This window comes from Caulobacter sp. DMC95 (assembly GCF_056313785.1).
This window is the reverse complement of sequence record NZ_JBQUZP010000002.1, coordinates 316344-342446: the sequence shown is the minus strand read 5'-3', so window position 1 is coordinate 342446 and position 26103 is coordinate 316344. Positions and strand designations below refer to the sequence as shown.

The window sequence follows — 26103 nt, the reverse complement described above, 5'->3', positions numbered from 1 at the left end:
ATTCCATGGCTGACGCTTACATCTTCGACGCCGTGCGCACGCCGCGCGGCAAGGGCAAGAAGGACGGCTCGCTGCACGAGACCACCGCCCTGTCGCTGGCCACCCAGGTGCTGGAAGCCCTGCGCGACCGCAACGGCCTGGACACCAGCAAGGTCGACGACGTCGTCCTGGGCTGCGTCTCGCCGGTCGGCGAGCAAGGCAGCGACATCGCCCGCACCGCCGTCCTGACCGCCGACTACGCCGAGAGCGTCGCCGGCGTGCAGATCAACCGCTTCTGCGCCTCGGGCCTGGAAGCCGTGAACATGGCCGCCGCCAAGGTCGCCTCGGGCGAGGCCGGCCTCGCCATCGGCGGCGGCGTCGAGAGCATGAGCCGCGTGCCGATGGGTAGCGACGGCGGCGCCTGGCCGACCGATCCGTCCTCGGCCTTCAAGACCTATTTCGCCCCGCAGGGCGTGTCGGCCGACTTGATCGCCACCCTCTACGGCTTCAGCCGTGACGACGTCGACGCCTATGCCGTCGAAAGCCAGAAGCGCGCGGCGGCCGCCTGGGCCGACGGTCGCTTCAAGAAGTCGGTGATCCCGGTGAAGGACCAGCTGGGCCTGACCCTGCTGGACCACGACGAGACCGTGCGCGGCTCCACCACCATGCAGACCCTGGCCTCGCTGAACCCCTCGTTCACCGGCATGGGCGAGATGGCCTTCGACGCCGTCGTCACCCAGCGCTATCCGCAGGTCGAGCGCGTCAACCACGTGCACCACGCCGGCAACAGCTCGGGCATCGTCGACGGCGCCGCTGGCGTGCTGATCGGCACCAAGGAAATGGGCGAAGCCCTCGGCCTGAAGGCCCGCGCCAAGATCAAGGGCGCGGCCTCGATCGGCTCGGAACCCTCGATCATGCTCACCGGCCCGGCCCTGGTCAGCGAAAAGCTGCTCAAGAAGCTAGGCATGGAGGTCAAGGACATCGACCTCTACGAACTGAACGAAGCCTTCGCCTCGGTCGTGCTGCGCATGATGCAGGCGCTGGATATCCCGCACGACAAGATGAACGTGAACGGCGGCGCCATCGCCATGGGCCACCCGCTAGGCGCCACCGGCGCAATGATCCTGGGCACCGTCCTCGACGAGCTGGAGCGCTCGGACAAGGAAACCGCCCTGATCACCCTGTGCGTCGGCGCCGGCATGGGCACCGCCACGGTCATCGAACGCGTCTAACCTTCTCGATCAGGAACTAGTCACATGGAAAACTTCAAGATCGAGGTCGATTCCGACGGCGTGGCCCTCGTCACCTTCGACGTGCCCGGCCGTTCGATGAACACCCTGACCGCTTCGGTCATCCGCGAAATCGGCGAGATCGTCGAGCGCATCAAGTCCGACGCCGAGATCAAGGGCGTCGTCATCACCTCGGGCAAGGCGACGGGCTTCTGCGCCGGCGCCGATCTGGGCGAACTGGGCGGCAACGGCGGTCTGGGCGGCGGCGCTGGCGGTGAGGCCGGCCTGAAGGCCGCCTACGACGCCGGCTTCGCGCTGAACAAGGCCTTCCGCGCCCTGGAAACCTGCGGCAAGCCGGTCGCTGCGGCGATCAACGGCCTGGCCATGGGCGGCGGTCTCGAGATCGCGCTCGCCTGCCACTATCGCGTGGTCGCCGACAATCCGAAGATCCAGCTGGCCTTGCCGGAAGCCAAGGTGGGCCTGCTGCCGGGCGCCGGCGGCACCCAGCGCCTGCCGCGCTTGATGGGCGTGATGGCCGCTGCGCCGTACCTGCTGGAAGGCAAGTCGATGAAGCCGGCCGAGGCTCTCGCCAACAAGGTCGTGCACGAGGTCGTTCCGGTCGAGCAGGTCGTCGAGGCCGCCAAGACCTGGGTGAAGACCAAGGGTGACCCCGTCGCGCCGTGGGATAAGAAGGACTTCAAGCTGCCCGGCGGCGGTCCCTACACCCCGACCGGCGGCCAGGTGTTCATCATGGGCAACGCCATGCTGCGCAAGCAGACCTATGGCAACTATCCCGCCCAGCTGAACATCCTGAAGGCGGTCTATGAAGGCATGCAGGTGCCGTTCGACGCGGCCATCCGCATCGAGACCCGCTACTTCTTGAAAACGATGATGTCGCCGCAGGCCAAGGGCATGATCCGCACCCTGTTCCTGTCGCTGCAGGAGCTGGGCAAGGGTTCGGGCCGTCCGGCCAATGTGCCGCCGTCGGAAGCCAAGAAGGTGGCCGTGCTAGGCGCAGGCATGATGGGCGCGGGCATCGCCTATGTCCAAGCCATGGCCGGCATCGAGACCGTCCTGATCGACCAGAGCCAGGAAGCCGCCGAGAAGGGCAAAGGCTACGCCGAGAACCTGCTCAAGAAGGCGGTCTCGCGCGGCAAGATGACTCAGGAAAAGGCCGACAAGGTCCTCGCCCTGATCACCCCGACCACCGACTACGCCCACGTCAAGGGCAGCGACCTGGTGATCGAGGCGGTGTTCGAGAGCCGCGAAATCAAGGCCGACGTGACCCAGAAGGCCGAGGCCCAGCTGGCCGAGACCGCCATCTTCGGCTCCAACACCTCGACCCTGCCGATCACCGGCCTGGCCAAAGCTAGCGTGCGTCCGAAGAACTTCATCGGCATCCACTTCTTCTCGCCGGTCGACAAGATGGGCCTGGTCGAGATCATCATGGGCGAGGAAACGTCCGACGAGGCCCTGGCCAAGTCGATCGACTACGTCCTGAAGATCAAGAAGACCCCGATCGTCGTCAACGACAGCCGCGGGTTCTACACCTCGCGCTGCTTCGGCACCTTCGTCCAGGAAGGCCTGGAAATGCTGGCCGACGGCATCGCCCCGGCCATCATCGACAATGTCGGCCGCGCCACCGGCATGCCGCGCGGTCCGCTGGAAATGAACGACGACGTCGCGCTGGACCTTGGCTACAAGGTCACCCAGCAGACCAAGAAGGACCTCGGCGACAAGTTCGAGGACCGCCCGTTCGCCCCAGTGATCGAGAAGATGGTCGTCGAGCTGCAGCGCTTTGGCCGCAAGAACGGCAAGGGCTTCTACGACTATCCGGAAAACGCCCCCAAGACCCTGTGGAAGGGCCTGTCGGAGCTGATGCCGGTCAAGATCGCCGAAGCCGATCAGGCGCTGATCCAGGAGATCCGCACCCGCCTGCTGTACCGTCAGGCCGTCGAAGCGGCGCGCTGCTTCGAGGAAGGCGTGATCACCGATCCGCGCGAAGCCGATGTCGGCGCGATCCTCGGCTGGGGCTTCGCGCCCTGGACCGGCGGTCCGATCAGCCTGATCGACAGCGTCGGCGCCAAGGCCTTTGTCGAGACCTGCGACGGCCTCGCTCAGAAGTACGGCAAGCGCTTTGCGCCGCCCGCGCTCCTGCGTGAGATGGCCGAAAAGGGCGAGACCTTCTACGGCCGCTTCGGCGCCAAGGCCAAGGCCGCGGCGTAAAGCGCCTCGCTAAGGTCGATGACGAAGGGCCCGGCGGAAACGCCGGGCCTTTTTCGTCGGTCACGCCTTGCCGACGTCCATCCCCAGGGTCGGCCCGATGCCCTCTGGATGATCGCCGAAGTAATTCTTGCTGCGCTCGCGGAGCGCGCTCTCCAGCCGCGCGCGAAAGGCGTCTTCCAGCGCAAGGACCGGCGCGTCTTCCGGATCATCGCCCTCCGCCACGGGGATCGACGCGGCGATCACCTGCCGCAGCCGCTCGCCAAACCGCGTATCATCAGCGCCGCCTGGCTCAGGCGGAGTCTCGAGAAACGCCATCACCTCCTCGAGGGCGGCTTCGTCATCGACGCGGTCTGCCATACGAATCTCCTTCGAGATCCGAACGATTCGCCACGAACTGCGGTTCCGATTTCCAAAAAGGGGGAAAAGTGGTGCGCCTAGGTGACCCACAAGGTCTTGTTAATTATTTGTTCTAGAACATATTTAGTCGCACGGCATTTAAGGATACCCCCAAAACTACCCCCGCGCTTGCCACCCTACCCCCGGTTTTGGGGACAGGCACCTCGCAGCGTTTTCGTTTCGGAGGCGCGTCATACGCCCTGAAGCCAGAACAGGGTGATGCTTACACCGCCGGATCAGAATCCGAAAACGCAACGAGCGATGCGCTTGATGGGTCGTAGCGGAAGCGCTGGATCGAACCATCTCTTACCTTCTCAACAACCTCGGCGATGACGTTAAGCGGAACCAGGTACCACTCGCGCGGCTGCACGGGATTGCCGAACCGGTCGGGAATGGTCAGATCCAGCCGCGCCGGGGCGAAGAACCGATGGATCAGCGCCTCCAGCTTGGTCCGGTTGATGTTGAACAGCTTGTAGGTCGCCACGATCTCGACCTCGGCCAGAAGATAGGTCGCATCGGTCGCGGCCTGGGCGATGCGGGTTTCGACTGAACCGCCCGTTACGCCGATCTTGTGGATCAGGTCGCGGTGGGCGGCGACGCGGGGGTCATCCGAATAGCTGCGCAGGACATAGATCGTGCCGCTGTCGATATCATCGTCTTGGCTGAGGTCGCCAAACAGAGGTCCGGCGCTCATTTTCACGACGCGCCGGCCGGTCTCGTCCTTGTAGAGCGCACGTTGGAGCGAGCGCAGCAGCAGGTCGCTTTCAGAGCCGTTGTCATAGATCACCCGCAGACGGCTATCGGGCCGGCCATAGTCGGTGATGAACTCCTTCGACATGTCGGCGACATAGACGAACACGCCGCCCAGAATGAACATGTCGCCGGTTGTGATCGCAGCGTTCTCGCCGAAGCGAAGCGCGTCACGGGCTCCGATCTTCAGATCGCGCTTGGCCGCCTCAAACAGCGGCTTGAAGGCCTCGAAGTCCTTACAGGCGGTCTTGTTCGCCACATCTTCCGCCGCGCGGACCTCTTCGCGCGATCGCACGTGCTTCAGCACCGCGATGTCGTCCGCACCGCCCGGCGCCACGCCCAGGTCCGCGAGAAGATCGGCGTCGTTTTCGAAGGCCTCCCCGTCGTCGGCGACCCCATCGGCAGCGCCCAGCAACCCGTGTTTGTCCAGCGGCGCGACAAGCTCGCGGCAGTCGGCCTGGGCGCGGATGCGGTCTAGGCGTACTGCGTAGAGCCGTTCGAAGATGTCGCGATCCTCGCCATGACGCGGCGCCCGGCCGTGCTGGTCAACGAAGCGCAGGATGTCCTCGAAGCCCGCAATGATGCGCTCCTCGCGAGGCGAGCGGCTGGCGGCCTTCTTGGTTTCAACCTCTACGCCAAGCTCGGCGAGAAGTTCGCGGTCGTCGAAATCAGCCATTGCCGTTCTGCGCCACGTGACGGCGCAACACTTCCACGCCCTCGGCCATCCGCCGCTCCCAGGCGTCCTGTGACTTGATGTCGGGCAACCGGCCTCGCTCCGCCTTGAACTTGCGGGCTCGTTGCGCAAGCTCGCGGGCCTCGTCAAGCGAGATCGCGGCCCGTTTGCCGGCGATGGCAGCCTCGACCTGTTTGAGCATCTGCTCGTTCATCGCCTTGGACAGCACCGAATAGGCGGTCTCGAACGGGTTGATGCTGTCGATCAGGTCAACGTCCAGCTCACGGACGCTGAGGGCGAACTTGCGGACGCCGTCGACGAAGGCGGTGCTACCCTTGCCGGCCTCATCATCGGATGCCGTGGCGGCCACCTCGCGGGCCTTCTGGGTCAGGGTCATGGCCGCGACCGCGTGCTGCCGGACGGCTTCCTGATCTTCCTGAGTCAGGTCGGGGAAGCGCTCCTGAACGATCTTGCCCATGCGAAGCTGGGTCAGTTCCTGGGGCGCGGTCTCACTGTCGAACAGGCCACGTTGCAGAGCGCTCTTATCCTGTACGAAGGCGGTGATGATCTCGTTCAGGTCTTCCTTGCAGATACGCTGTGCCTCAGGGCTCTTGGGGGTAACCAGGCCCTTGATCTCCATGTGAAACTGACCCGTCGCCTCACTGAAGCCGACATTGGCCGCCCCCTCCTGATAGCCGCTCGGGCCGTAGTCAAAGCCGGGCTTCGGTCCCAGGTCCTTCGGCGTAAAGTCAAAGCGCGGCGCCAGGACCTGCTCCATGAGCAAGCTGGCGGCGATAGCCTTGAGCGTGTCGTTCAACGCGTCGACCACCGCTTCCTGACTGGCGTCAGGCTCGGCGATCAGATTGGTGAAACGCGCCCTCTCCTTGCCGGGAGCGTCGCGCGTGGCCCGGCCGATGATCTGGATGATTTCGGTCAGGCTGGACCGGTAGCCGACGGTCAGGGCGTGCTCGCACCAAATCCAGTCAAACCCTTCCTTGGCCATGCCAAGCGCGATGATGATGTCCACATGGTCGCGGTCGCCCCGATGCTTGGGGTCCTTCAGCGCCGTGATCACCTTGTCGCGCCGGGCGGCGTCATCCTCGACCAGATCGGCGACCTTCAGCAGCCGGCCGTCAGGGCGGCGGATCAGGTGGAAGCCGGTCGCCGGGTCCTCCCCTTCCCAGTCACCAAGAGCGCTCATGATCTCGTTCGCCTCGCGCACCTTGTCGGAGGTGCTCTCGCGGGCGTTGACGTTGGGAATGTGGATGATGGTCTTCAGGTCAGGGTCGAGCACCTTCATGATGCTGTCGAGATAGGACCCCGAGTAGAAGAAATAGCCGATGTCCAACGTCTTCAGATGGTCATAGCCGTTTAGCTGCTCATGGTAGGTGTAGGTCACGGTCACGAACCGCGCCTCGTCACCAGGACTCAAGACGGCCTCGGCGTCGCCCCGGAAGTAGGACCCCGTCATCGCCACGATGTGCGCCTTGTCGCGGGCGATGAACTGGGTCAGTTGCGCGCCCAGGCGGTTGTCGGGATTGGCGCTGACATGGTGGAATTCGTCGACCGCGATCAGGCAATCGTCGAACGCCTCGATTCCCAACTCATCGACTGCGAACCGGAAGGTCGCGTGGGTGCAGACCAATACCTGATCGGCGCTGGCCAGGAACTCGCCCACGGCCTTGACCTTGGACTGGGCCACCTTGGGCTGATCGATGCCCGGCAGATTGCACAGGTTCCATTGCGGCTTGACCGTCCAGTCGGCCCAGAACCCGAACTTCGATAACGGCTCGTCGGCGAAGCTACCGCCGATCGACCGTTCGGGCACGACGATGATCGCCTTGCGCACCCCCTGCCGGTGTAGCTTGTCCAGGGCGATGAACATCAACGCCCGCGACTTGCCCGAGGCCGGCGGGGACTTGATCAGCAGATACTGCTCGCCCCGGCGCTCATAGGCGCGCTCTTGCATGGCGCGCATGCCCAGTTCGTTGGGGCGGTTCGAGGCGCCAGTGCGGGCGGTGGCGATAGAAACGGCCGGAATGGCTTTCACGCTACTCATTGGATACGGCCTTGCCCCGATAACTCAATCATTTCGGCCTATGGTCCTTGAAACGCTTCGGCGGCGCGATTTCCTTCGCGCCATGCGTGGATCAGCGCCGCTTCGTCAGCTAGGAAAAACTCGCCGCCGAGCGACTTCCCCCTTTTAGCCAGCGCATCCTTCATAGCCTGCTCGCCAGCGAGAGCGTGACCGGAGGAAGGAAAAGGCGCGCCGCGTTCATCGTGGGTCGATTTCAGGACCGCCCACCTATAGGCGCATGCCGGCAGCGCCTTGTTGTGCGCGTAGCATCTGACCGACGGCGCTGACGAAAGACCTATTTTCACTACCCATCGACCTCCCGGATCATAGCCAAGGAGGCCCTTCTCATCGCCCTCCATTCTGAGAATGTAGAGATGCTTTGGCCCCTCCGCTTCTCGTACGGTGTACGCTGACTGGGAAATGGGGCCGGCTCGGCTGGGCGCAAAAATCTCCTTCGCAGGCTCTGGAACAAACGCGTTGACGGTAGGCCCGCCGAAAACGGGCACCTCAAAGAGATTTAGCTTGAGGAACGCTTGAGCCTCGAGAGATCGCAGCTGAAGACCATAGGCTCCAATGGCTGTGCCATTGTCGCCCCCCTTGTGGGTCCACGGAAAGATGTCACGAACTAGGGGGCGTTCCTCAGGCGGAACGCGCCAAGCGCGAAGGGCCTTTAGGGCGAACCCCCAGCGTCGAGCGCGTTCGGGATCAGCGCGCTCATGCTCGTGAAGTTCAGGCGACAGATACCGCCACTTGGACACCGGGATATGAGACTGCTGCTGTACGCCAAGCACGCGCAATCTTTCGGCAGGTTCTGCTGCTGAGGCGGTGCCACAGATGACCACCAAAGCGCCAGGCTTGCTTTCTCGAAGGAAGCGATCGCGGCCCTTTTGCTGCGTAAAACCTAGGAAACCCCAAGTTTCGGGGTCAAAACCGTAGAGGCTTTTTAGGAAAACTTGCGGCGGGTCCGAACGGAAGGCCGCCTGGGGGTCTAGCATAGGGTTGAGATCGCGCCCCTCGGCGTGAGCCTTTGCAAAGGCCTCCGTGCTTCCGTAGGTCTCTACAATGCGCCTGCCCTGGGCGGGCATCATGTCTCCGCCCCGTTCAGGCCAGCCGTGCGCCTCGAACAGCGCGGCCATGCCGCCATAGTAGCGCTTGGCGATGGCGGCGATCGCCTGGGCGTCCCAACCCGGAGCGCGGCGTTCAGCGCTCATGCAACGGCCTTTCTACCGGTCATCTTGGTGTAGAGGTCGAACAGCGTCTCCAGTCGTTCGGTGTCGTTGCGGAAGCGTCGACCGATGTAGATGCGCTCCAGCGTCTCGTCGTTCCGGTCATGCGCGGCGCGCAGGTCGTCGGGCATGGCGTCGGGATCATAGAGGTCGGCGATGGTGGCGGGCCAATGGGCCTCGCGCGCCAGTAGGATGTCCTCCGCACAGCGCGTTAGGTCTGCCTTGTTTTTTCCCGTCAACGTCGGGATCGGGAAGGTGTTCCAGCCCATAGTGTTTGAGTAGCGATACCGCGTCTCAAGTTTTCCGCAGACAGTAGCAATCCAAATTAGATGAAGGCGACTGGAAATAACAGCAAGATTGTATAGATCAGCGTCGTAAAGACCATATGTAGCATTAGTAAGCGTGCTACCATTGTCAGTTAGTCCTACTGGCAAATAAGGACGACTCTCAGACGAGTGAATTGGAACAATAATTGTTTGCAAACTCCCAATTCTCATCAACTTCATTTGGTGCGGACGCTTGGCGAGGATTGTTCGCGCGCCTTTATCGGGACTAGCTAGCCTGAGTTCGCGCACGGCATCAATGCGCTCCTTGAGCACGGGGATACTCAGGGCCTCGTTAAGATACCTATCTTCAATCCAGATACAAAATCGCACTGTATCATTAATCAAATCGTGCGCGCCATAGATGCGACGAACAAAACGCTTCTTTTGAGATGGAGACAATCCGAGCGAGATCATCTCATCATGATTAAGAAGCAGATAGCCCCCATCACTCGGCTTATTTCCAAACTCCATAACTCCGCGACCAGAAAGAGGGTCGCTCTTCTTGCTTACAATAATTCTTGGTCCGATAGTAAGATAAGGCGATATGGATTCACCCTCACGCAGAACAACCTCACCGCTCTCCTGGTGTGCATATAGGCGACGCGGAGCACCATTAGGAACACCGATGCCAACTACCGCAACAGTCACGCCCGCATTATTGCTAGCGAGATTAGCCCACCTAAATGACGTATAGGCAAATACGATGTCACATCCAGTGTCATAAACCATAGGCCAAAGTATTGGAACGGATTGCCCCTGGCAAATAGAGTTTGTACTGACAAACGCAGCTACTCCCCCGGCAATGCGGATATAATCTGCAGCTTTCACAAACCATCCCGCAACATAGTCCAAGAAGCCAGGAGAGGCGCTACGGCCCTTCACGACATCTCTAATTTCGGCTTTCTGCTCCTGAGTCTGATAGGTGTTGCCCAGATAAGGCGGATTGCCGCAAATGAACGTCTCCCCGCCCTCATTTTCAAAGTCGATCTCCGTCTGCTCCATCGGCGTGTGGAGAAGGTCGTCACCTCGGTACTTCACTGTCGTCCCCGTGGGACGGCAAACGCTCAGCCAATCAATCTTCAGAGCGTTGTCGCATGTGATCCAATTCCTGGTGTCCAGCGGCAGGAAAGTCGCCAGCGCTTCCTTCTGACCTCGATAGAGCACGTCGCACTGATACTCCGCGATGATCAGCGACAGACGCGCGATCTCCGCCGGAAAGTCGCGTAGCTCGATGCCTCGGAAATTTGTAAGCGGGATTTCGCTGCGGAGTTCCGGCTCCTGTCGGCGGCGATTTACCTCCGCCTCAATCGCCCGCATCTCCTTGTAGGCAATGACCAGGAAGTTTCCCGAGCCGCATGCCGGGTCGAACACCCGGATGCGCGCCATCCGCTTGCGCAGGTTCAGAAGGGCGCGGGGATTGTCGCCGGCCGCATCCAATTGAGCCCGCAGGTCGTCGAGGAACAGCGGGTTCAGCACCTTCAGGATATTGGGCACCGACGTGTAGTGCATGCCCAGAGCGCCGCGCTCTTCGTCGTCGGCGACGGCCTGGATCATTGATCCGAAGATGTCAGGATTGATCTTCGTCCAGTCCAGCGCCGCCGCCCGCAGCAGGTATGACCGGGCGATCTTGCTGAAACGTGGGCAGTCGGTGGTTCCCGAGAATAGGCCGCCGTTCACGTAAGGCAGGGCGTCAGCCCAGGGGCGTAGCTTAGCCGCCGTCCGGTCGGCGCCCTTGGTGTTCATCGCCCGGAACAGCTCGGAAATCACCTCGTGGGTGTTCGTCGACTGCGGATCACTCATCCGCTCGATGGCGCCCGAGAAAGGCCGCTCGCCCAGGAAGATGCCGGTGTCTTCTGCGAACAGGCTGAAGATCAGCCGGGCCATGAACTGATTGAGGTCGTGCCGACGCTCGGCCTTAGCCCAATCAGGATTGTCCTTGAGCAGCTCGACATAAAGCTTGTTCAGCCGCCCGGTCGCCTTGATGTCGACAGGGTTGTCCTTGATCTGCTTGACCGTCGAGATACCGGCCAGGGGCAGGAAGAACGCGAAGTGGTTGGCGAAGTCGGGGAACTTGCACGCCAGCGCCTCGCCGCCGATCAGGTCTTCGGCCTCCAGCGTCACCCCGTCGGTCGCCAGGATGAACTTGGCCTTGTTCGCCGCCGTCTTCGGGCTGGCGCGCAGGGCGTTCAGGGTGTCGACCACCGCGCCGGGCTCACAGACCGCGATATGGATGTTGCTGCGTTGCAAGACCCCGCCGGGGATGTCCGACGCATTGCCCGACCCCGCCCGAAGGCGCTGGATCGTGACCGGCTTGTTGCCGAAGGCCAAAAGGAAGTCAAAAGCGAACTCGGCGCGATCAAACGGCGCGGCGGCAAGCTCCGATACGGCTTCCTCGATCTCGACGGCGTTCATGGGGCCCTTAAAGCGGCTGACACGGAGACAGCCACTCTAGCGGAGTCGCCGCCACGATCTAAAGGCCCAGTTGCAGGGGCGAGGGGGACTTGGCGCTATAGATCCAGCCGGGTTGTCGGCCAGCCAAAGTGAAAGCGTCCGACATAGTATTCACTATGAAGGAATTCGAGGTCGGCCTCCCAATCCGAGATTGCGATCTCAAAACGCTCATCACCCCGGCGCTTTGCGTTGCGCGCGAGAGCCGCCAAGGTGTTTGCCATCTTTCTCAGGCGGTGCGGGGTTGCCGGCGAACCCCATTCTTCCAATTGCCGAGTTGGAAACGCGGGCGGTAGTTCGCCCAAAAAAGCCCTGGTGAGGATCGCGCGGCGTAGGGGTGATGATAGATCGGCACCCTTGCCTACGTGATAGCCCAGGTACGCCAAAACTCCTTCGTCCCACCAGTCACCAGCGAGCGAGCCATCACCCGGCCTTGCCACTGTGTCCGGCCATTTGAACCAACCCTCCTGGGCAGCATTCCTTACTCTCCGGCGCTGCCATTCGGCTTCTACAGCCGTGATAACCGCGCGCGCGTCATCCCAAAAGCGTCGTCGATTTTGATTTTCTAACAAAATCAGAGCGTTATGCCAAGTTTGGATGGTTTCGGGGAGGGGCATCCGAACCAACTTTTTGATTGTTCGAGGGGCACTTACTTTTATAGGTTTCGGGTTTAGGCGCTTTGCTTTCGGAGGCTTGGGCGGCTCACGGGGGACATCTTCTGGGATGTTTATGACGTTCACTTTCAACGTCTTTGGCGGAACCTGCCTCTTTCGCATTTGATGAGTCTCGCCTCTGAGGCCCTCAGCCGTACAGTCTCGGACGCCTCGCGAACTCACAAGACAGATTCGACGGACAGCTCTCGGGCCATCTCCGCCAGCAAGTTCTTCAGCTTCGGATTGATCGGAGGGGCATGGCCAGAATTTTTCTGCCCCAGCCCCCGGATTAACGCAGCCTGCCGGTGCGAGGCCACCGAGCCGTAGCTGGAAAAGGTGGTCATAACCTTCTCATGGCCCAGGTTCTGCGACCAGGCCTTGAACTCCTCGGGCGACCGGCAGGTCTGCTCGCCAAGCTGGACCAGGGTGTCGCGCAGAGCGTGGGGCTTGAAATAAGGCAGACCGGCGCGCTCGAAGGCTTGGCGGAAGATGCGCCGGATCGGCTCGGCGGTGGTCCAGGCCTCGCGCTTCAGGCCGGCGGCGACGAAACCGCCCTCGGGGCCGACCTCCATCCGAGTCGCCGGGAACAGGGGATCGCTGTCGCCCCATAGAAGTGCGCCGCGCATATGGTCAACCCAGTCGACCAGGATGTCCCGCGCCGGGCCCTCGACGGGGAAGAACCAGGTCGAAAAGGTCTTGGAGAACTTGGTCCGGACCTCGCGCGCATCCTGATCCAGCCGCCCCTCAGCGATGTTGAGATGCTTCAGGCGCAGCGACGCGACCGCTCCGTCCCGCGCGCCGGTCAGGAGGATTAGGGCGATCAGCGCCCGGTCGCGCAGTTCGATATCGGTCTCGGCAGGGGCGGTGGTCAGGACGTGGTTGACCTGGGCCAGGGTCGGGAATGGCTTTTCGCGGACGGCGCGGGCGATCCGAACGTCCTTTTCCGCGAGGTTGAAATAGTCGGCGTCCGAATAGCTGATCTTGCGCTTGTAGCCGGGCTGATCGGCTAGCCAGATGAAAAAGCTCTTGAGGGCCGACAGGGTGGAGTGGACCGTTGCTCGGCTAAGGCGCTCGCCGCTGCGCGCGGCGATCATTTCGTCCAGTTTGCGCTTGAAGGCGACGGCTTGCTCGCGATGGAACCGTGCGAAGTCGCGATATGCGGTGGCGTCCTCGAACCGCGCCAGAGCCTTGGCGACCGCATCAATCGACGCATCGTTCCGACGACGGGCTTCGCGCAGATAGATGAAATAGGCGCGCTTGATGCGCTCGTTGGCGGGGTTGTGCTTGGCCATGTCAGGCTATCCTTTCGCTAGTCACAAATCATGAAGGGCTGCGGGCGCTCATCTATGTGTCGCTCCGCCTCCACGATCTGGACGGCCACGCCGGGCAGAATGGCGGGCAGGCTAGCCCGCGCCGCACGGCGGAACATGCGGGCGCCGCAAGTTCCGCAGATCGCCTTCAGCGTCCCGGCTCGGGCTTTCCCCACCTCGAAGACCGCCCGACCATCCGCTGGGGCGCGAGGCTCTTTGCACCGGAAGCAATAGATGGTTCCCGGCGGACAGGGCCGCTTGGCCTGAGCGCGGCGGGTTTGCAGGAACGCGCGCAGGGCCCGCCCCTGAATCAGCACCGGCCGGCCTCCGTCCAGGACGGGCAAGCCCCTGTCGCACCAGTTTCGGACGGTGTTGCGGTGAACCCGGTAGAGGCGGGCGACCTCCTCCACCGTGTAGGATCGGTTCACCTTGGCCCGGTTGGGATTAGGCCGCGTCATGGGCGACGCCCTGCTCAAGCTCCATGAGGCGGCGAACCGACGCGGTCTTGATCAGCGTGCGGCGGCCCAGCTTGATGGTGTCCAGCCGTCCCTCGCGGATCAGCATGTAGATCGAGGTCCGCCCCAGGCTGAGGGTCTTGGCGGTCTCATTGATGGATAGGGCGATGGGCTCCACGGCGGGGCCTCCTGTTTGCTGACGAGCACCAGCGTGCACAGGAAGGATCGTTGTCCGCCGACCGGATTCGGGGCAGCCGGAATGGGCCGGAAAGCGCCGGAAACGGGCGCAGGGCTAGTTTCCGGCGTTGCGCAACCGCACGAGAACGGCGCGCGCTGTCGCCTGAACGGTCGTCCTGCTGGGTGCGGTCAGCCCCCTCTCAGAAAGCCGCTCTTCAATCGTTGCAATGATCGCATCCAGACCGGCGGCGCCGGCGCCAGAGGGTACGCCATCAAAATGGACGTAGGCCACTAGCTCGGCGACCCATTCAGGCCACCGATCCGACATTGGCCGACCGCTGGTCTCTTTCGTCGGCTGAGTTTCGCGAGGGGATTGTCTGGCAGAGGCGGTCCGGACGATCTCGTCAACATCGTCGCGATGAAACTTCACGCCGAAAACTTGATATCGGACACGGCGATCGATCCACGTCTCAAAGTCACCAAGATCCCAATCTTGCTTCAGTGCATCATGGCCGTCCGCCCACCAAAATCCGGCCGGAACATCACAGTCCATGTGCCGCTGAGTGTTGTTGACGACCATAAGCCGCGCCCGCGCCCTCAAAAGCCCCGCATGAGCGCGTTTGGCCATCGATACGTGGGCTGTCGGGGACAGGGTTGCAGCGCGGACCAGCGCTATGGCTGCGGAAGAATACACCCAATCGTCGTCCCGATAGACTGACGAGGGTTCGCACTGCTGATCTGTTTCTCTCACACGTTGAGCAATTCATGCGAATCGCACAGGTTCAAGTCGCGCTCGTGCCTCGCGTCAGAAAAACAACCGTGCCGCCGATTTTAAGCTGGTCCAGATAGTCGCTCCACCATTGAGCCATCTGGACGCGTTCTGCCCAGTGCGCGCCACGGTGATAGGCGGCGCGGATCGGATCGCGGTCTTTATGGGCGAGCGCCCTCTCTATTGCGTCCGGTTGCCACTTGCCGGATTCATTTAGCAGGGTCGACGCCATGGCCCGGAACCCATGGGCCGTCATCTCATCGCCAGAAAAGCCCAAACGCCGCAACGCGGCATTGACGGTGTTTTCCGACATGTGGTCAGCCGGTGTTCGTATGGATGGGAACACGTAGCGGCCATTCCCGGTAAGCTCATGCGCCGCGCGGAATAGGGCGACCACCTGCCGGGAAAGGGGGACAGCATGCTCTTGCCGCGCCTTCATCTTGTGGGCGGCAATGCGCCAAACCGCGCCATCGAGATCAATTTCGTTCCACTCAGCCTTTCGCAATTCTCCAGGCCTGACGAAGACGTGCGGCGATAGGGCAAGAGCGATCTGAGTGACCATGCCTCCCCGATAGCCGTCGATGGCCCGGAGAAGTTCACCCACCTGCTTCGGGTCTAGGATTGCAGCGAGATGTTTCGGCTTCGGCGCGGTCAGTGCGCCGCGCAGATCACGGGTCGGATCGGCGGTGACAAGCTGATTGGCCACCGCAAAGCGAAAGACTTGGCCGATGAACTCCAGAGTACGGCGAGCACTTTCAAGCTTGCCCTTAGCCTCAATTGGTTTGACGGCCTGTAGGACGTCGTAGGGCTGGATTTCCGAGATTGGGCGGTTGCCCAAGGTCGAGCTGACAAGCTTCAAGAACCAAACGCGCTTTGCCAAGGTCGCCTCAGCAAGGCCCTCGCGGCGATTTTTCTCGATGCAAGCGCGCGCAACCACTGCGAAGGTCTGAACGGCGGCGGCTTTGGCCGCTCGTTTATCTTGCTGCTTTCGAAGCGCGGGGTCGATGCCCTGGGCTTGGCGCTCCCTTGCCTCATCGCGGCGCTCGCGAGCCGCTTTCAGGCTCACCGCCGGATAAGCGCCGAACGAAAGAAGCTTCTCAACGCGCTTTGGTAGGCCACTTTCATCAACCCCATTGACTCGGATCTTCATGCGCCAAAGCAAGCCGCCGGATGGCGAAACGAGCAGATACAGCCCTTTCTCGTCCGACAGCTTGTAAGCCTTGGCCCGGGGCTTTGCCGCCCGGATCGCCGCATCGGTCAGGGCCATTTTGGGGGTATCTCGCCTTAGCGCCTTGGGAATACCCCCAGAAAAACCCCCAGAATGGGGTGCCTGCGGGCGAACGCCAGCGATCAACAGCGGTCGCTGGAGAGGAAATATCTTTGTTTTTGCTTGATTTGTCCACACACTGGCGACGTGTGACGAACAGGGTGGTGGTGCCGCCTAGGTGACTCGAACACCTGACCTACGCATTACGAATGCGCCGCTCTACCGGCTGAGCTAAGGCGGCCCACGGGCTCCGAAGCGGGCGCTTCAGAGCGAAGGGAGCGCCTATTTAGCGGCGCGCGAGCCACTTGCCAAGCGCCGTCTTGCACCAGAATTGCGACGGGGCGCAGGACCGCCTTCCGGGGGCTCTGGAACCGGGGGCGCGTCGAACACGCCAGGGTCGTCGGGAATGGGCAGCAGGGCCCCGCCAGTCTCGGCCGCGCGGATGAACGGCGTCGACTCCGCATAGGCCGACGGCAGCTCGGGCAGGTCGTTCATGGTCCGCTCGCGCCGCTCGTGACGGGGGTGGATCAACTGGCCGCTTTCGGCGTAGCTAACGGCCAGACGCGCCCAGTCGTCGCGCTGATAGGCGAAGGCCAGCCCCTCGGGGTCGAGATCAGACCAGTCGGGCTCCTGCGGCGCGGCCGCGCCCCGCGCGACCCAGGCGCGGGCCTCGTCGGCCTCGCCATTAGCGGCGGCCACGCGCGCCATAAGGCCGGCGAAGCGCGCCGTCGGCGCCTCGTCGTCCAGGAGACGGGCGGCGGCGCGGGCGGCGACCGGATCACCGCCGATGAGCGCGCTTTCCACCCGTAACAGGCGGCTCTCCCGCGCCTCGGGCTTCAGGGCGGCCAAGGCGGCCAGGCGCTGAGCGCGGGCCTTGGGGGTCTCGTTGGTCTTCAGGTCGCGATAGGCCAGCCAGAGCGCCGGGTGCGGTTCCGCCTTCCAGGCGGTCTCGATCAGCCCGCTGGCCTTGGCGGCCTTGCCGTCTTCCGCCAGAAGCCGCGCGGCCATGACCACGCCGGGCGCGAAGTCGGGCTTGAGCTTCACCGACTGGGTCGCGAAGTCCAGCGCCTGGGCGCGGGCCTTGGGGTCGGGCGCGTTGACGAGGCTGGCGGCCGAGGCGGCCAACAGCGCCGCGCGACTGCGCTCGGCCACGACCGGCGAAACGATCTTGCGCTCCAGTGCGCCACGGACGAGCTCTAGGGCCGCAGCCCAGTCGCCAGCTTCGAGGCGGGCCTCCAGCAGCGCGCGCCAGGCCCAGCGGGCGGTGCGCGCCAGACCATAGGCGGTCTCGGCGTGACGGATCGCGGTCTGCCGGTCGCCTTCCGCCTGAGCTGCGAGCATCAGACCGCGCAGGCCGGCCAGGCGCATCTCGGGAAAGCCGAGCATGGCGTTGTAGGCGCTCTTGGCGGCGCCGCGGTCGCCGGCGGCTTCGGCGGCCTGGGCGGCCAGCACGCGGACCAGGGCCGGGGCGTCCTCGGCCAATTCGGACGATTTCTGCGCCAGACGGCGGGCCTCCGAGCCGTCGCCGGCCGCCACGGCCAGGAAGCCGCGCGAGAGGGCCTCGATCGCCTGCTTGCGCTTGGCCTCGGCGCGCGTCCGCGCCGCGCGGCGAGGGGCCTCGACGATCCAGATGACCCCCCGCCACAGCAGGGTGAACATCAGCGCCGACAGCAGGGTCATGAGCGCGGCGGCGGCGGCTGTCATCTCGACCCGCCAGCCCATCCATTCCATCGAGGCGCGGCCCGGCTCGCCGGTCAGGGCCAGGACGCTGACGGCGACGACGGCGACCAGGAAGAGCGAGAAGGCGACCCGGGTCATGGCGAAACCGGCGCGGAGGCGCGCGAGACCCGCGCCAGTTCGGCCAGGGCGTCGGCGCGGACGGCCGAGACGTGGCGGTCGATCTCGATGCGCCGATTGGCGGCCACGAACCAGGGCGCGAGCACTTCACGCGAGGAGTCGTTGAGCGGGTCGAGCGCGGCGACCGCGCCCTCGACGTCGCCTTCATCCAGCAGGGCCTGGGCGCGCGCGAGCATCGCGTCGGGCGTCGAGCCCTTGGTAGAGCCCACATAGCGGATCGAGACGATGCTGGAGAGGGCGTAGCGGATCCGCGAGAAGAGGTCGGCCTCGACGCCGGGATTGCGCGCGGCGCTGGCGGCGCGGCCGGCCAGATTGCCGAACTGGGTGGCGAGGCCCGCGCGGGTGGGCGCGCCCGTGCGAGAGAGGGGCTCCAGGGCGCGCAGGTCCGGCGAGCCGGGCAGAACCCGCTCCAGACCCAGCAGTTCCGGACCGAACGGCCGAGAGGTCCCCGCCGCCTCGGCCAGGGTCGCGACGGCGAGCGCGGCGACGGCGGCGTCGGCCACGGTCTTCTGGCCGGCTTCCAGGGCGGTGATTCGGCCGTTGAGTCGTTCGACCTCAGCCTGTGCGGGCGCCGGCGCCAAAGGCTGGGGGCTTTCCAACGGAAGCGCAGTTCCCGCCGCCACCCGCTCGGCGATCGGGCTCGGGCTGGGCGTGGCCGAGACGGGTGCCTCGGGCGCGGCGGGCTTGGCCGAGAACCAGGACGGCCCAAACCAGGCGACACCGGCTCCGAGGGCGACGCAGACGAGGCACAGGAAGAGCCAGGCCCAGACGCCAGGGCCCATCACCCGACGACGGGCGTAGAGCGCCGGATCGCTGGGCGCGGCGATTTCAACGGGATCGGCATCGGCGTTCATGGCCCATTCGTGCCCCACCCCGCCGCGTCGCGCAACGCCGCGCTCAAGCTCCCAGCAGTTCGAGCAGCGCGGATTCGTCCGGGCGCGGCGCGAAGGCCACAAAACGCGGTTCGTCCACCTCGGCCAGCGGCGCGGCGACCGACGCAGAGAGGCAGAGGAGGCGCAAGTCGGCGTGGGCGCGGTTCCTCAGAATCCGGGCCAGGGCGCGCGCCGCGCGCGGAGAGTGGATCAGCACGGTCAGCGGCGCGTTGAGCAAGGCCAGTGTGGCGGCGGATGCAGCTCGCTCGACCGTGGCGTAGATCGCGACGCCCCGCGCCGAAAGGCCTCGTGCGCGCAAGCCTGAGACAAGGTCCCCGGCCGGCGTTGCGGCCCCCGCCCACAGCACCGGGCCCGGTCTTGCCTCGGCGATCAGCCGCTCCAGGGCCTCGACGTCGCCATCGGCGCTGCGCGTGTCGGAAAAGCCAGCGTCCTGGGCGGACCTGGCCGTGGCCGCGCCCACCGTAAACACCGGTAGATCGCGCCGGGCGCAGCAGCGCGCGAAGCCCTCGACGCCGTTGACGCTGGTGAAGGCCAGCGCAGCCACGCCCGCCAGATCGATCGTCGCCGGGATGGGTTCGACCGCCAGCAAGGGATCGATGATCGGCGAAAAGCCCAGCGCGGCAACGCGTTCGCTCGTCGCCGCAGCGCCAGGCTGGGCGCGGGTGATCCAGACCGGCGCGCCCGCGTGCAAGGCTCTATTCCGGCAGGATGATGGCGTCGCCGCCGGCCGCGCGGACGTCCGCGCCCAACGTCAAGCCGAAGGCGCGGGCTTCGCCCACATCGTCGGCGCCGGTGAGGACGATCTGGCCCTCGCGCCGGAAACGCTGGGCGCCGTCGGGGGTCAGGGCCTCGACGATCATGGAAAGACGCGCCCCGTTGAGGATCGCCCGCGCGCCGATGGCGGTGCGGCAGGAGCCTTCCAGCGCCAGGAGGGCGCCGCGCTCGGCAGCCACGGCGATCGTGGTGTCTCGGCAGCGGACCGCCTCAAGCCAGGGGGCGCCGACATCCTCGGCCCGGGTCTCGATGACGAGCGCGCCCTGTCCGGGCGCGGGCGGGCAAGCGTCGGGATCGAGCCAGCTCCTGGTCAGATGGCCCAGACCCAGGCGGTTAAGGCCCGACTGGGCCAGCAGGATGGCGTCAGCCTCGCCGCGCTCCAGCTTGGCCAGGCGCGTGTCGACATTGCCGCGCAGCATGACGATCTCGAGATCGGGCCGCACATGCAGGGCCTGAGCCTGGCGACGCAGGGATGCGGTCCCAAGGCGCGCGCCCTTAGGCAGGTCTTCCAGCCGCTCGCAGATGTGGCTGATAAAGGCGTCGCGCGGGTCTTCGCGCTCCGGCGTGGCGGCCAGAACAAGGCCCGGCGGCAGCTCGGCCGGCATGTCCTTCAGCGAGTGGACGGCGCAGTCGATGCGGCCGTCCAGCAGGGCCTCCTCGATCTCCTTGGTGAAGAGGCCCTTGCCGCCGATCTCCATCAGGCGGCGGTCCTGGATGCGGTCGCCGCTGGTGACGATCGGGATCAGCGGGGCGGCCGCCTCGATCTCGTCCTTGGACGCTCCGACCGGAACTCCCAGGGCGTGGGCGATCCGCGCCTGCATGAGGCCAGATTGCGCCAGAGACAGCTTGGAGCCGCGCGCGCCGATGCGGATGGGAGGTTGCCGGGACACGGTCTGAACGTTACCTGCGGAGACGAATTTTATCCTTCGCTGCTACAGGAGCGGCGGAAAGCCCGCAACCTGATGACATCCCCTAAGCAATCCGACCTTCTCATCCTCGGCCTCGAGACCAGCTGCGATGAAACCGCGGCCTCGGTCGTGCGCCGCGCGGCGGACGGGACGGTGAGCGTGCTGTCGTCGGTGATCGGGACCCAGTTCGAAAAGCACGCCCCGTTCGGCGGGGTCGTGCCCGAGATCGCCGCCCGGGCCCACGTCGAGTCGATCGACGCCATCGCCGCCGAGGCCGTTCGCGCGGCGGGCGTCGGCTTTGCGGAGCTGGACGGTGTCGCGGCCACAGCGGGGCCGGGCCTCGTGGGCGGGGTCATGGTGGGGCTGGCGTTCGGCAAGGCGGTGGCCCTGGCGCGCGGCGTGCCGCTGGTGGCGGTGAACCATCTGGAGGGCCACGCCGTCTCGGCGCGGCTCGGCGCCGACATCGCCTATCCGTTCCTGCTGCTGCTGGTGTCCGGCGGCCATTGCCAGCTGCTGGAAGTGTCGGGCGTCGGCGCCTGCAAGCGCCTGGGAACCACGATCGATGACGCCGCCGGCGAGGCCTTCGACAAGATCGCCAAGAGTCTCGGCCTGCCCTATCCGGGCGGACCGGCGCTGGAAAAGCTGGCCGTGGGCGGCGATCCGACCCGATACGCCCTGCCGCGCGCCCTCTTGGGCCGCAAGGACTGCGACTTTTCCTTCTCGGGTCTGAAGACGGCGGCGGCGCGGATCGCCGAGACCTTGACCACGGAGGACGAGCGCCGCGATCTGGCCGCCGGCGTCCAGGCCGCCATTGCGCGCCAGCTCTCGGAGCGGGTGGATCGGGCGATGAAGCTCTATAAGGACAGCCACGGCGCGGAGGACCTTCGCTTCGTGGTCGCCGGAGGGGTCGCCGCCAATGGCGCAGTGCGCGCGGCCCTGCTGGCCGACTGCGAGAAGAACGGCTTCTCATTCGCCGCCCCGCCGCTGGCCTATTGCACCGACAACGCCGCCATGATCGCCCTGGCCGGCGCCGAGCGGTTGGCGCTGGGGATTTCCGACGACCTCGACGCCGTCGCCCGTCCGCGCTGGCCGCTGGACGAGGCTGCGGCGCTGGCCAATCCCGCCAACGCCTACGGACGCAAGGGAGCCAAGGCATGACGTTGCAGCCCACGACCTTTGAAAAGGTCGGCGTCATCGGCGCCGGCGCCTGGGGTACGGCCTTAGCTCAGGTCGCGGCCCGCGCAGGCCTGACAGTGACGCTGCAAGCGCGCGAGCCCGAGGTCGTGGCCGCGATCAACGACAAGCGCGAGAACGCGGTGTTCCTGCCGGGCGTCGCGCTGGAGCCGGGGATCAGGGCGGTCGCCGACCTCTCGGACCTGGCCGACTGCGACCTGATCCTGGCGGTCGCGCCCGCCCAGCACCTGCGCGCCGCCCTGACCGCCTTCGCGCCCTATCGCAAGGCGAGCGCCCCGGTGGTGCTATGCTCCAAGGGCGTCGAGCAGGGCTCGCTGAAGCTGATGACCGATGTGGCGGCAGAGGCCCTGCCGGGCGCGCCGATCGCCGTACTGTCGGGGCCTAGCTTCGCCGGCGAGGTCGCTCGCAATCTTCCCGCCGCCGTCACCCTGGCGTGCGAGGACGAAGCCCTGGGCCGCGCTATCGCCGAGGCCATCGCGATCCCGACCTTCCGTCCCTATACGGCGAGCGACCTGATCGGCGCCGAGGCCGGCGGGGCGGTCAAGAACGTGCTGGCCATCGCCTGCGGCATCGTCGAGGGCAAGGGCCTGGGCCGCAACGCCCACGCCACGGTGATCACCCGCGGCTTCGCCGAGCTGACCCGCCTGGCGGTGGCGCTGGGCGCTCGGCCGGAGACCGTGGCCGGTCTTTGCGGTCTGGGCGACCTGGTCCTGACCTGCTCCAGCCCGCAGTCGCGCAACATGAGCGTCGGCCTCGCGCTGGGACAGGGCCTGACCCTGGAGCAGGCGCTGGCCGGCAAGGTCTCGGTGGCCGAGGGCGTCGCCTCCGCCCCCGCCGTCCGCGCCCTGGCCCGAAAGGTCGGAGTCGAGGCGCCGATCTGTGAGGCCGTCGCCGCCATTCTGGCCGGCGAGGTCGCCGTCGACGCCGCCATTGCGGGCCTGCTGTCTCGCCCCCTGAAACCCGAAGCCTGATCAAAGGACCGCCCGCATGGCCCTCTTCGCCATCATCTGCAAGGACAAGCCCGGCGCGCTGGAGACCCGCCTGGCCACGCGTCCCACCCACCTCGACTACCTGAACCAGTCGACCGGCCTGAAGCTGGCCGGCGCGCTGCTGGGCGACGACGGCAATCCGATCGGCTCGCTGCTGATCGTCGAGGCCGAGGACCTGGCCGCCGCCCAGGCCCAGGCCGACAACGACCCGTTCACCACCGCCGGGGTGTTCGAGAGCGTCGAGGTCCGCCCCTGGCGCGTGGCGATCGGCGCGCTCTGAGCCCTTGCGGGACGCCGACGACAATCCCGCCCGCCCGCCCGTCGGGACAGTGCTCTGCGGCCTGGACGAGATCGCCTCGCCCGGGTCGAAGGGCTTTCGCTGGCGCGAGGGCGACGCGATGTTCGCGGGCTTCGTGGTGCGCACGGACGAGACCCTGGTGGGCTATGTCGACAGTTGTCCCCACGCAGGCTGGCCGCTGGCCGGCTTTGCGGGACGCTACCTGACCCGCGACAACGACCTGATCCTGTGCGCCGGCCATGCGGCCCTGTTCCGCATCGAGGACGGCGGCTGCGTCGCAGGGCCCTGTCCGATCAGCGCCCGCCTGACGCCCTGGCCCGTCGTGGTGAAGGGCGGACAGATCGTCACGGCCTGACCCTTCCTTAAGACCTTGGCCCTAGTCTCCCCGGCGACCGATGGAGGAGCCGGGACCATGACCGCCGACATGCACTTCGACGCCGAGACCGTCACCCATCGCGGCGGCCTCTCGAAGCTGCGCTCGCTGACCAAGGTCAATCCGCGCCTGGCGCCGAATCTGGCCAAGACCATGCTGGGCGGTCCGCGCGACCACGCGGTGGTCGAGGCCTTCAACGCTCACGCCGCCGACAAGGGGTTCGAGTTCACTTCGACCTGGGCCAGCAACAACATCCCGTTCGTCACGCCGCTGCTGCGCGACTTCGCGGCCAAGCGGCCGGCGGGCGAGACGATCCGCTACATGGAGATCGGCGCCTATGAGGGTCGCAACCTCGCCTTTATGGACTGGCTCTTGCCCGACCGTCTGGCGGTCACCGTCATCGATCCGTGGTTCGACGAGGCCCTGAACCCGGAAGAGAAGTACCATGCCGTCGAGCCGCGCTTCCGCCGCAACATGGAAAAGTGCGGCTTCAAAAGCCTGGCCACGCACAAGGGCTTCTCGACCTACGTCCTGCCCCAGATGCTGGAGCGCGGCGAGCAGTTCGACCTGATCTATGTCGACGGCAGCCACACGGCGCTGGCGGTCCTGATCGACCTGTGCTTCTGCGCCAGCCTGCTCAGCGTGGGCGGCATGATGGTGCTGGACGACTACTGGCACGACATCAGCGAGATCGGCGGGCCGGGCGTGAAGCAGGCCGTCGACCAGTTCCACGCCGCCTTCGGCCGCTACTTCGAGATCGCCGCCGTTTACCGTCAGGTGGCGCTGGTGAAGACCGCTGAAATCCCGCGCTAAGGGCGAGAACCCTTAAGTATTGGAAGAATAGATACTTTTTCTCGAACCTCGCGCCTTGCCCTGCGACACTATGCCACCAGAGCACGAAGGTCGTGGTTAAGGCTCGCTAGACTGGTCGCCCCGCATGATCCTCCCGGTTTCGGCCTCTGGGAGAAAACGGTATGGCGTCGTTGGGTCAGAAGGTCATGGGCGCCGCCGCCGGCGCGGCGATGCTTTGCGCGGCGACGGCCGGCGCAGGACTCTGGGTGGCCTGGAGCCTCGACGCCGCGCTGACCCGGGCAGAGGACTCTGCCAAGATCCTGCAGCTCCATATGCACGCCGACATGATGCACGACGCCCTGCGGGCGGATGTCATGGGCGCGATCATGTCCAGCGACCCTACGCTGGGCGTCGACCTCAAGGCCGTTCGCGCTGATCTGGCTGAGCATACTCAGGCCTTCCGGGACGATATCGCGCAAAGCAGCAAGCTGGCCAAGAACCCACGGACGAAGGCGGCTCTTCAGGCGGTTGAGGCGCCGCTCAACGCATACATCGCTGCGGCCCAAGATATCGTACGAACGGCGGACAGCGATCCGACCGGAGCGCACGCCAAGCTGCCCGGCTTTGGCCAGCAATTCTCCGCACTGGAAGACAAGATGGAGGCCGCGTCGACAGAGATCGAAGCCGCCGCCTCGCACGATGCGGCATCGGCGAAATCGCTGGGCGTGATCGGTCAGGCGATCATGGCGGGCCTCTTGCTGTTGGCGGCGGCCTTTGCGGGCCTCCTGATGTTCGCCGCCCGTCGCGGCCTGGTGGCGCCTCTGGTCGAGATCACCCGGTGCCTGCGCCGCCTGTCCGCCGGGGACCTCGACGTCGCCCTTCCCAAGAAGAAGAGCGAGGACGAGATCGGCCAGATGACCGATGCGCTGCGGGTCTTTCACGAAACCGTCGAGGCGCGGCGCAAGGAGCTGGAGGCCGCTGACGTCCGTGACGCGCTGGAGACCGAGCGGCGCGAAAGCGATCGCCGTCGCGCGGAGGCCGAGGCGACACAGAAGGCGGTTGTCGAAAGCCTGGCCGAAGCCCTCGGCCGTATGTCCGACGGCGATCTGACCTGCCGACTGGATCGTCCCTTCCCGACCGGATACGAGGCCCTGCGCCTGGACTTCAACACCGCGATCGAGAAGCTCTCCGGCGTCATCGCCGCCTCGCTCGACGCGGCGCGCGTGATCCATGGCGGGACAGCCGAGATCTCCGAGGCGGCCGACGACCTGGCCACCCGCACCGAGCGGCAGGCCGCCAGCCTGGAAGAGGCCGTGGCGGCGCTGGATGAAATCACCAGCACCGTGCGCCAGACCGCCGAGGGCGCGGCGCGCGCCCGAAAGGTCGTGGAGCGCGCTCGCTGCGCCGCCGACGCTTCGGGGTCGATCGTCAGTCAGGCGGTCGAGGCGATGGGCGCTATCGAGAAGTCCTCCAGCCAGATCGGTCAGATCATCGGCGTGATCGACGAAATCGCTTTCCAGACCAATCTTCTGGCGCTGAACGCGGGGGTTGAGGCCGCACGCGCGGGCGAAGCGGGACGCGGCTTCGCGGTCGTGGCCCAGGAGGTTCGCGCCCTGGCGCAGCGTTCGGCCGACGCGGCCAAGGAAATCAAGACCCTCATCAGCACGAGCACCGCCGAGGTGGGACAGGGCGTCGAGTATGTCGGCAAGGCCGGCGAAGCGCTCAGCGCCATCGCTCACGAGGTCGACGAGATCGACAGTCTGGTCTCGGCGATGGCCGCATCGACCCAGGAACAGGCGCGCGGCCTGTCCGAGGTGAACACGACCATGAACCAGATGGATCAGGTGACCCAACAGAACGCGGCCATGGTCGAGGAGACCACCGCCGCCAGCCACACCCTGGCTCAGGAAGCTACGCGGCTGGCCCAGCGTATGGGGGAGCTGCGGATCACGCGCGCCCAAATGCAGGCGGCGGCCTAGACAAGCCGCGGCCCGGCGGTGCGGGAGCCGATGGATCCCGGGACCTAGCAGGGCCTTGACGCCCCTCTGTCGAACGCCCAGAAGC

At 65.5% G+C, this 26103-nt stretch carries 23 protein-coding genes and 1 tRNA gene; 8 read left to right on the top strand and 16 right to left on the bottom strand.

Going from position 1 to position 26103, the window contains the following annotated elements; translation table 11 throughout:
- Nucleotides 1-5 precede the first annotated feature (5 nt).
- Nucleotides 6-1211 (top strand): acetyl-CoA C-acetyltransferase, encoded by a 1206-nt coding sequence (locus ACT53N_RS05575; protein WP_310214191.1) that lies wholly within the window; start codon nucleotides 6-8, stop codon nucleotides 1209-1211.
- A 24-nt stretch (nucleotides 1212-1235) separates the two neighbouring features.
- A complete protein-coding gene (locus ACT53N_RS05570; protein ID WP_476062963.1) occupies nucleotides 1236-3434 on the top strand; it encodes a 3-hydroxyacyl-CoA dehydrogenase NAD-binding domain-containing protein in 2199 nt (732 codons plus the stop codon).
- Between the two features lie 60 nt (nucleotides 3435-3494).
- On the opposite strand, the gene ACT53N_RS05565 is transcribed toward ACT53N_RS05570, so the two are convergent.
- The 16 genes from ACT53N_RS05565 to hemC form a co-directional block, all read right to left on the bottom strand.
- Nucleotides 3495-3791, bottom strand: coding sequence for a hypothetical protein (locus tag ACT53N_RS05565; RefSeq protein ID WP_476062962.1), 297 nt, complete (start codon nucleotides 3789-3791; stop codon nucleotides 3495-3497).
- 262 nt (nucleotides 3792-4053) lie between these two features.
- The gene (locus ACT53N_RS05560; protein ID WP_476062961.1) at nucleotides 4054-5256 is read right to left on the bottom strand and encodes a GIY-YIG nuclease family protein; all 1203 of its coding nucleotides are present in this window, start codon (nucleotides 5254-5256) and stop codon (nucleotides 4054-4056) included.
- On the bottom strand, nucleotides 5249-7312 hold the full coding sequence (locus ACT53N_RS05555) for a DEAD/DEAH box helicase (RefSeq protein ID WP_476062960.1): 2064 nt from the start codon (nucleotides 7310-7312) through the stop codon (nucleotides 5249-5251). Before ACT53N_RS05555 ends, ACT53N_RS05560 begins: the two co-directional genes overlap by 8 nt.
- A gap of 38 nt (nucleotides 7313-7350) precedes the next feature.
- The gene (locus ACT53N_RS05550) at nucleotides 7351-8541 is read right to left on the bottom strand and encodes a hypothetical protein (protein WP_476062959.1); all 1191 of its coding nucleotides are present in this window, start codon (nucleotides 8539-8541) and stop codon (nucleotides 7351-7353) included.
- Complete coding sequence (locus ACT53N_RS05545) at nucleotides 8538-11294, bottom strand: class I SAM-dependent DNA methyltransferase (RefSeq protein ID WP_476062958.1); 2757 nt, start codon at nucleotides 11292-11294, stop codon at nucleotides 8538-8540. The genes ACT53N_RS05550 and ACT53N_RS05545 overlap by 4 nt, the downstream gene beginning before the upstream one ends.
- A 95-nt stretch (nucleotides 11295-11389) precedes the next feature.
- Entirely contained in the window at nucleotides 11390-11947 is a 558-nt protein-coding gene (locus ACT53N_RS05540) for a hypothetical protein (protein ID WP_476062957.1), read from the bottom strand.
- A gap of 215 nt (nucleotides 11948-12162) precedes the next feature.
- Nucleotides 12163-13275 (bottom strand): tyrosine-type recombinase/integrase, encoded by a 1113-nt coding sequence (locus ACT53N_RS05535; RefSeq protein ID WP_476062956.1) that lies wholly within the window; start codon nucleotides 13273-13275, stop codon nucleotides 12163-12165.
- Between the two features lie 17 nt (nucleotides 13276-13292).
- Nucleotides 13293-13751 (bottom strand): helix-turn-helix domain-containing protein, encoded by a 459-nt coding sequence (locus ACT53N_RS05530; protein WP_476062955.1) that lies wholly within the window; start codon nucleotides 13749-13751, stop codon nucleotides 13293-13295.
- Nucleotides 13738-13926 carry a helix-turn-helix domain-containing protein gene (locus ACT53N_RS05525; RefSeq protein ID WP_476062954.1) on the bottom strand — a complete coding sequence of 63 codons (189 nt, stop codon included), beginning with the start codon at nucleotides 13924-13926 and terminating at the stop codon, nucleotides 13738-13740. The genes ACT53N_RS05530 and ACT53N_RS05525 overlap by 14 nt, the downstream gene beginning before the upstream one ends.
- 114 nt (nucleotides 13927-14040) lie before the next feature.
- A complete protein-coding gene (locus ACT53N_RS05520; protein ID WP_476062953.1) occupies nucleotides 14041-14505 on the bottom strand; it encodes a hypothetical protein in 465 nt (154 codons plus the stop codon).
- Between the two features lie 202 nt (nucleotides 14506-14707).
- Entirely contained in the window at nucleotides 14708-15961 is a 1254-nt protein-coding gene (locus ACT53N_RS05515; RefSeq protein ID WP_476062952.1) for a tyrosine-type recombinase/integrase, read from the bottom strand.
- A 165-nt stretch (nucleotides 15962-16126) separates the two neighbouring features.
- A tRNA-Thr gene (locus ACT53N_RS05510) sits at nucleotides 16127-16202 on the bottom strand.
- 41 nt (nucleotides 16203-16243) lie between these two features.
- Nucleotides 16244-17779: a heme biosynthesis HemY N-terminal domain-containing protein gene (locus ACT53N_RS05505; protein WP_476062951.1), complete on the bottom strand. Its 1536-nt coding sequence runs from the start codon at nucleotides 17777-17779 to the stop codon at nucleotides 16244-16246.
- Nucleotides 17776-18672, bottom strand: a complete 897-nt coding sequence (locus ACT53N_RS05500; RefSeq protein ID WP_476062950.1) for a COG4223 family protein — start codon at nucleotides 18670-18672, stop codon at nucleotides 17776-17778. Before ACT53N_RS05500 ends, ACT53N_RS05505 begins: the two co-directional genes overlap by 4 nt.
- Nucleotides 18673-18715: 43 nt before the next feature.
- Nucleotides 18716-19402 carry a uroporphyrinogen-III synthase gene (locus ACT53N_RS05495; RefSeq protein WP_476062949.1) on the bottom strand — a complete coding sequence of 229 codons (687 nt, stop codon included), beginning with the start codon at nucleotides 19400-19402 and terminating at the stop codon, nucleotides 18716-18718.
- Between the two features lie 4 nt (nucleotides 19403-19406).
- Entirely contained in the window at nucleotides 19407-20375 is a 969-nt protein-coding gene (gene hemC, locus ACT53N_RS05490) for a hydroxymethylbilane synthase (protein WP_476062948.1), read from the bottom strand.
- Nucleotides 20376-20447: 72 nt separating this feature from the next.
- Between hemC and tsaD the strand changes: the two genes are divergently transcribed.
- The 6 genes from tsaD (at nucleotide 20448) to ACT53N_RS05460 (ending at nucleotide 26018) form a co-directional block, all read left to right on the top strand.
- The gene (tsaD, locus tag ACT53N_RS05485; protein WP_476062947.1) at nucleotides 20448-21551 is read left to right on the top strand and encodes a tRNA (adenosine(37)-N6)-threonylcarbamoyltransferase complex transferase subunit TsaD; all 1104 of its coding nucleotides are present in this window, start codon (nucleotides 20448-20450) and stop codon (nucleotides 21549-21551) included.
- Entirely contained in the window at nucleotides 21548-22558 is a 1011-nt protein-coding gene (locus ACT53N_RS05480; protein WP_476062946.1) for an NAD(P)H-dependent glycerol-3-phosphate dehydrogenase, read from the top strand. Before tsaD ends, ACT53N_RS05480 begins: the two co-directional genes overlap by 4 nt.
- Nucleotides 22559-22574: 16 nt before the next feature.
- Nucleotides 22575-22856, top strand: a complete 282-nt coding sequence (locus tag ACT53N_RS05475) for a YciI family protein (RefSeq protein WP_476062945.1) — start codon at nucleotides 22575-22577, stop codon at nucleotides 22854-22856.
- Between the two features lie 4 nt (nucleotides 22857-22860).
- A complete protein-coding gene (locus ACT53N_RS05470) occupies nucleotides 22861-23229 on the top strand; it encodes a Rieske (2Fe-2S) protein (protein ID WP_476062944.1) in 369 nt (122 codons plus the stop codon).
- Between the two features lie 57 nt (nucleotides 23230-23286).
- Nucleotides 23287-24060: a class I SAM-dependent methyltransferase gene (locus ACT53N_RS05465; protein ID WP_476062943.1), complete on the top strand. Its 774-nt coding sequence runs from the start codon at nucleotides 23287-23289 to the stop codon at nucleotides 24058-24060.
- Nucleotides 24061-24221: 161 nt separating this feature from the next.
- Nucleotides 24222-26018 (top strand): methyl-accepting chemotaxis protein, encoded by a 1797-nt coding sequence (locus ACT53N_RS05460; RefSeq protein WP_476062942.1) that lies wholly within the window; start codon nucleotides 24222-24224, stop codon nucleotides 26016-26018.
- The last annotated feature ends 85 nt before the right edge of the window (nucleotides 26019-26103 follow it).

Coding starts and splice junctions, on each gene's coding strand:
- ACT53N_RS05515 (WP_476062952.1), bottom strand. CDS start 15,961: ATGGCCCTGACCGATGCGGCGATCCGGGCGGCAAAGCCCCGGGCCAAG.
- ACT53N_RS05540 (WP_476062957.1), bottom strand. CDS start 11,947: ATGCCCCTCCCCGAAACCATCCAAACTTGGCATAACGCTCTGATTTTG.
- ACT53N_RS05500 (WP_476062950.1), bottom strand. CDS start 18,672: ATGAACGCCGATGCCGATCCCGTTGAAATCGCCGCGCCCAGCGATCCG.
- ACT53N_RS05530 (WP_476062955.1), bottom strand. CDS start 13,751: ATGACGCGGCCTAATCCCAACCGGGCCAAGGTGAACCGATCCTACACG.
- ACT53N_RS05555 (WP_476062960.1), bottom strand. CDS start 7,312: ATGAGTAGCGTGAAAGCCATTCCGGCCGTTTCTATCGCCACCGCCCGC.
- ACT53N_RS05575 (WP_310214191.1), top strand. CDS start 6: ATGGCTGACGCTTACATCTTCGACGCCGTGCGCACGCCGCGCGGCAAG.
- ACT53N_RS05535 (WP_476062956.1), bottom strand. CDS start 13,275: ATGGCCAAGCACAACCCCGCCAACGAGCGCATCAAGCGCGCCTATTTC.
- ACT53N_RS05505 (WP_476062951.1), bottom strand. CDS start 17,779: ATGACCCGGGTCGCCTTCTCGCTCTTCCTGGTCGCCGTCGTCGCCGTC.
- ACT53N_RS05460 (WP_476062942.1), top strand. CDS start 24,222: ATGGCGTCGTTGGGTCAGAAGGTCATGGGCGCCGCCGCCGGCGCGGCG.
- ACT53N_RS05560 (WP_476062961.1), bottom strand. CDS start 5,256: ATGGCTGATTTCGACGACCGCGAACTTCTCGCCGAGCTTGGCGTAGAG.
- ACT53N_RS05550 (WP_476062959.1), bottom strand. CDS start 8,541: ATGAGCGCTGAACGCCGCGCTCCGGGTTGGGACGCCCAGGCGATCGCC.
- ACT53N_RS05570 (WP_476062963.1), top strand. CDS start 1,236: ATGGAAAACTTCAAGATCGAGGTCGATTCCGACGGCGTGGCCCTCGTC.
- ACT53N_RS05545 (WP_476062958.1), bottom strand. CDS start 11,294: ATGAACGCCGTCGAGATCGAGGAAGCCGTATCGGAGCTTGCCGCCGCG.
- ACT53N_RS05565 (WP_476062962.1), bottom strand. CDS start 3,791: ATGGCAGACCGCGTCGATGACGAAGCCGCCCTCGAGGAGGTGATGGCG.
- ACT53N_RS05465 (WP_476062943.1), top strand. CDS start 23,287: ATGACCGCCGACATGCACTTCGACGCCGAGACCGTCACCCATCGCGGC.
- tsaD (WP_476062947.1), top strand. CDS start 20,448: ATGACATCCCCTAAGCAATCCGACCTTCTCATCCTCGGCCTCGAGACC.
- ACT53N_RS05475 (WP_476062945.1), top strand. CDS start 22,575: ATGGCCCTCTTCGCCATCATCTGCAAGGACAAGCCCGGCGCGCTGGAG.
- ACT53N_RS05520 (WP_476062953.1), bottom strand. CDS start 14,505: ATGGTCGTCAACAACACTCAGCGGCACATGGACTGTGATGTTCCGGCC.
- ACT53N_RS05480 (WP_476062946.1), top strand. CDS start 21,548: ATGACGTTGCAGCCCACGACCTTTGAAAAGGTCGGCGTCATCGGCGCC.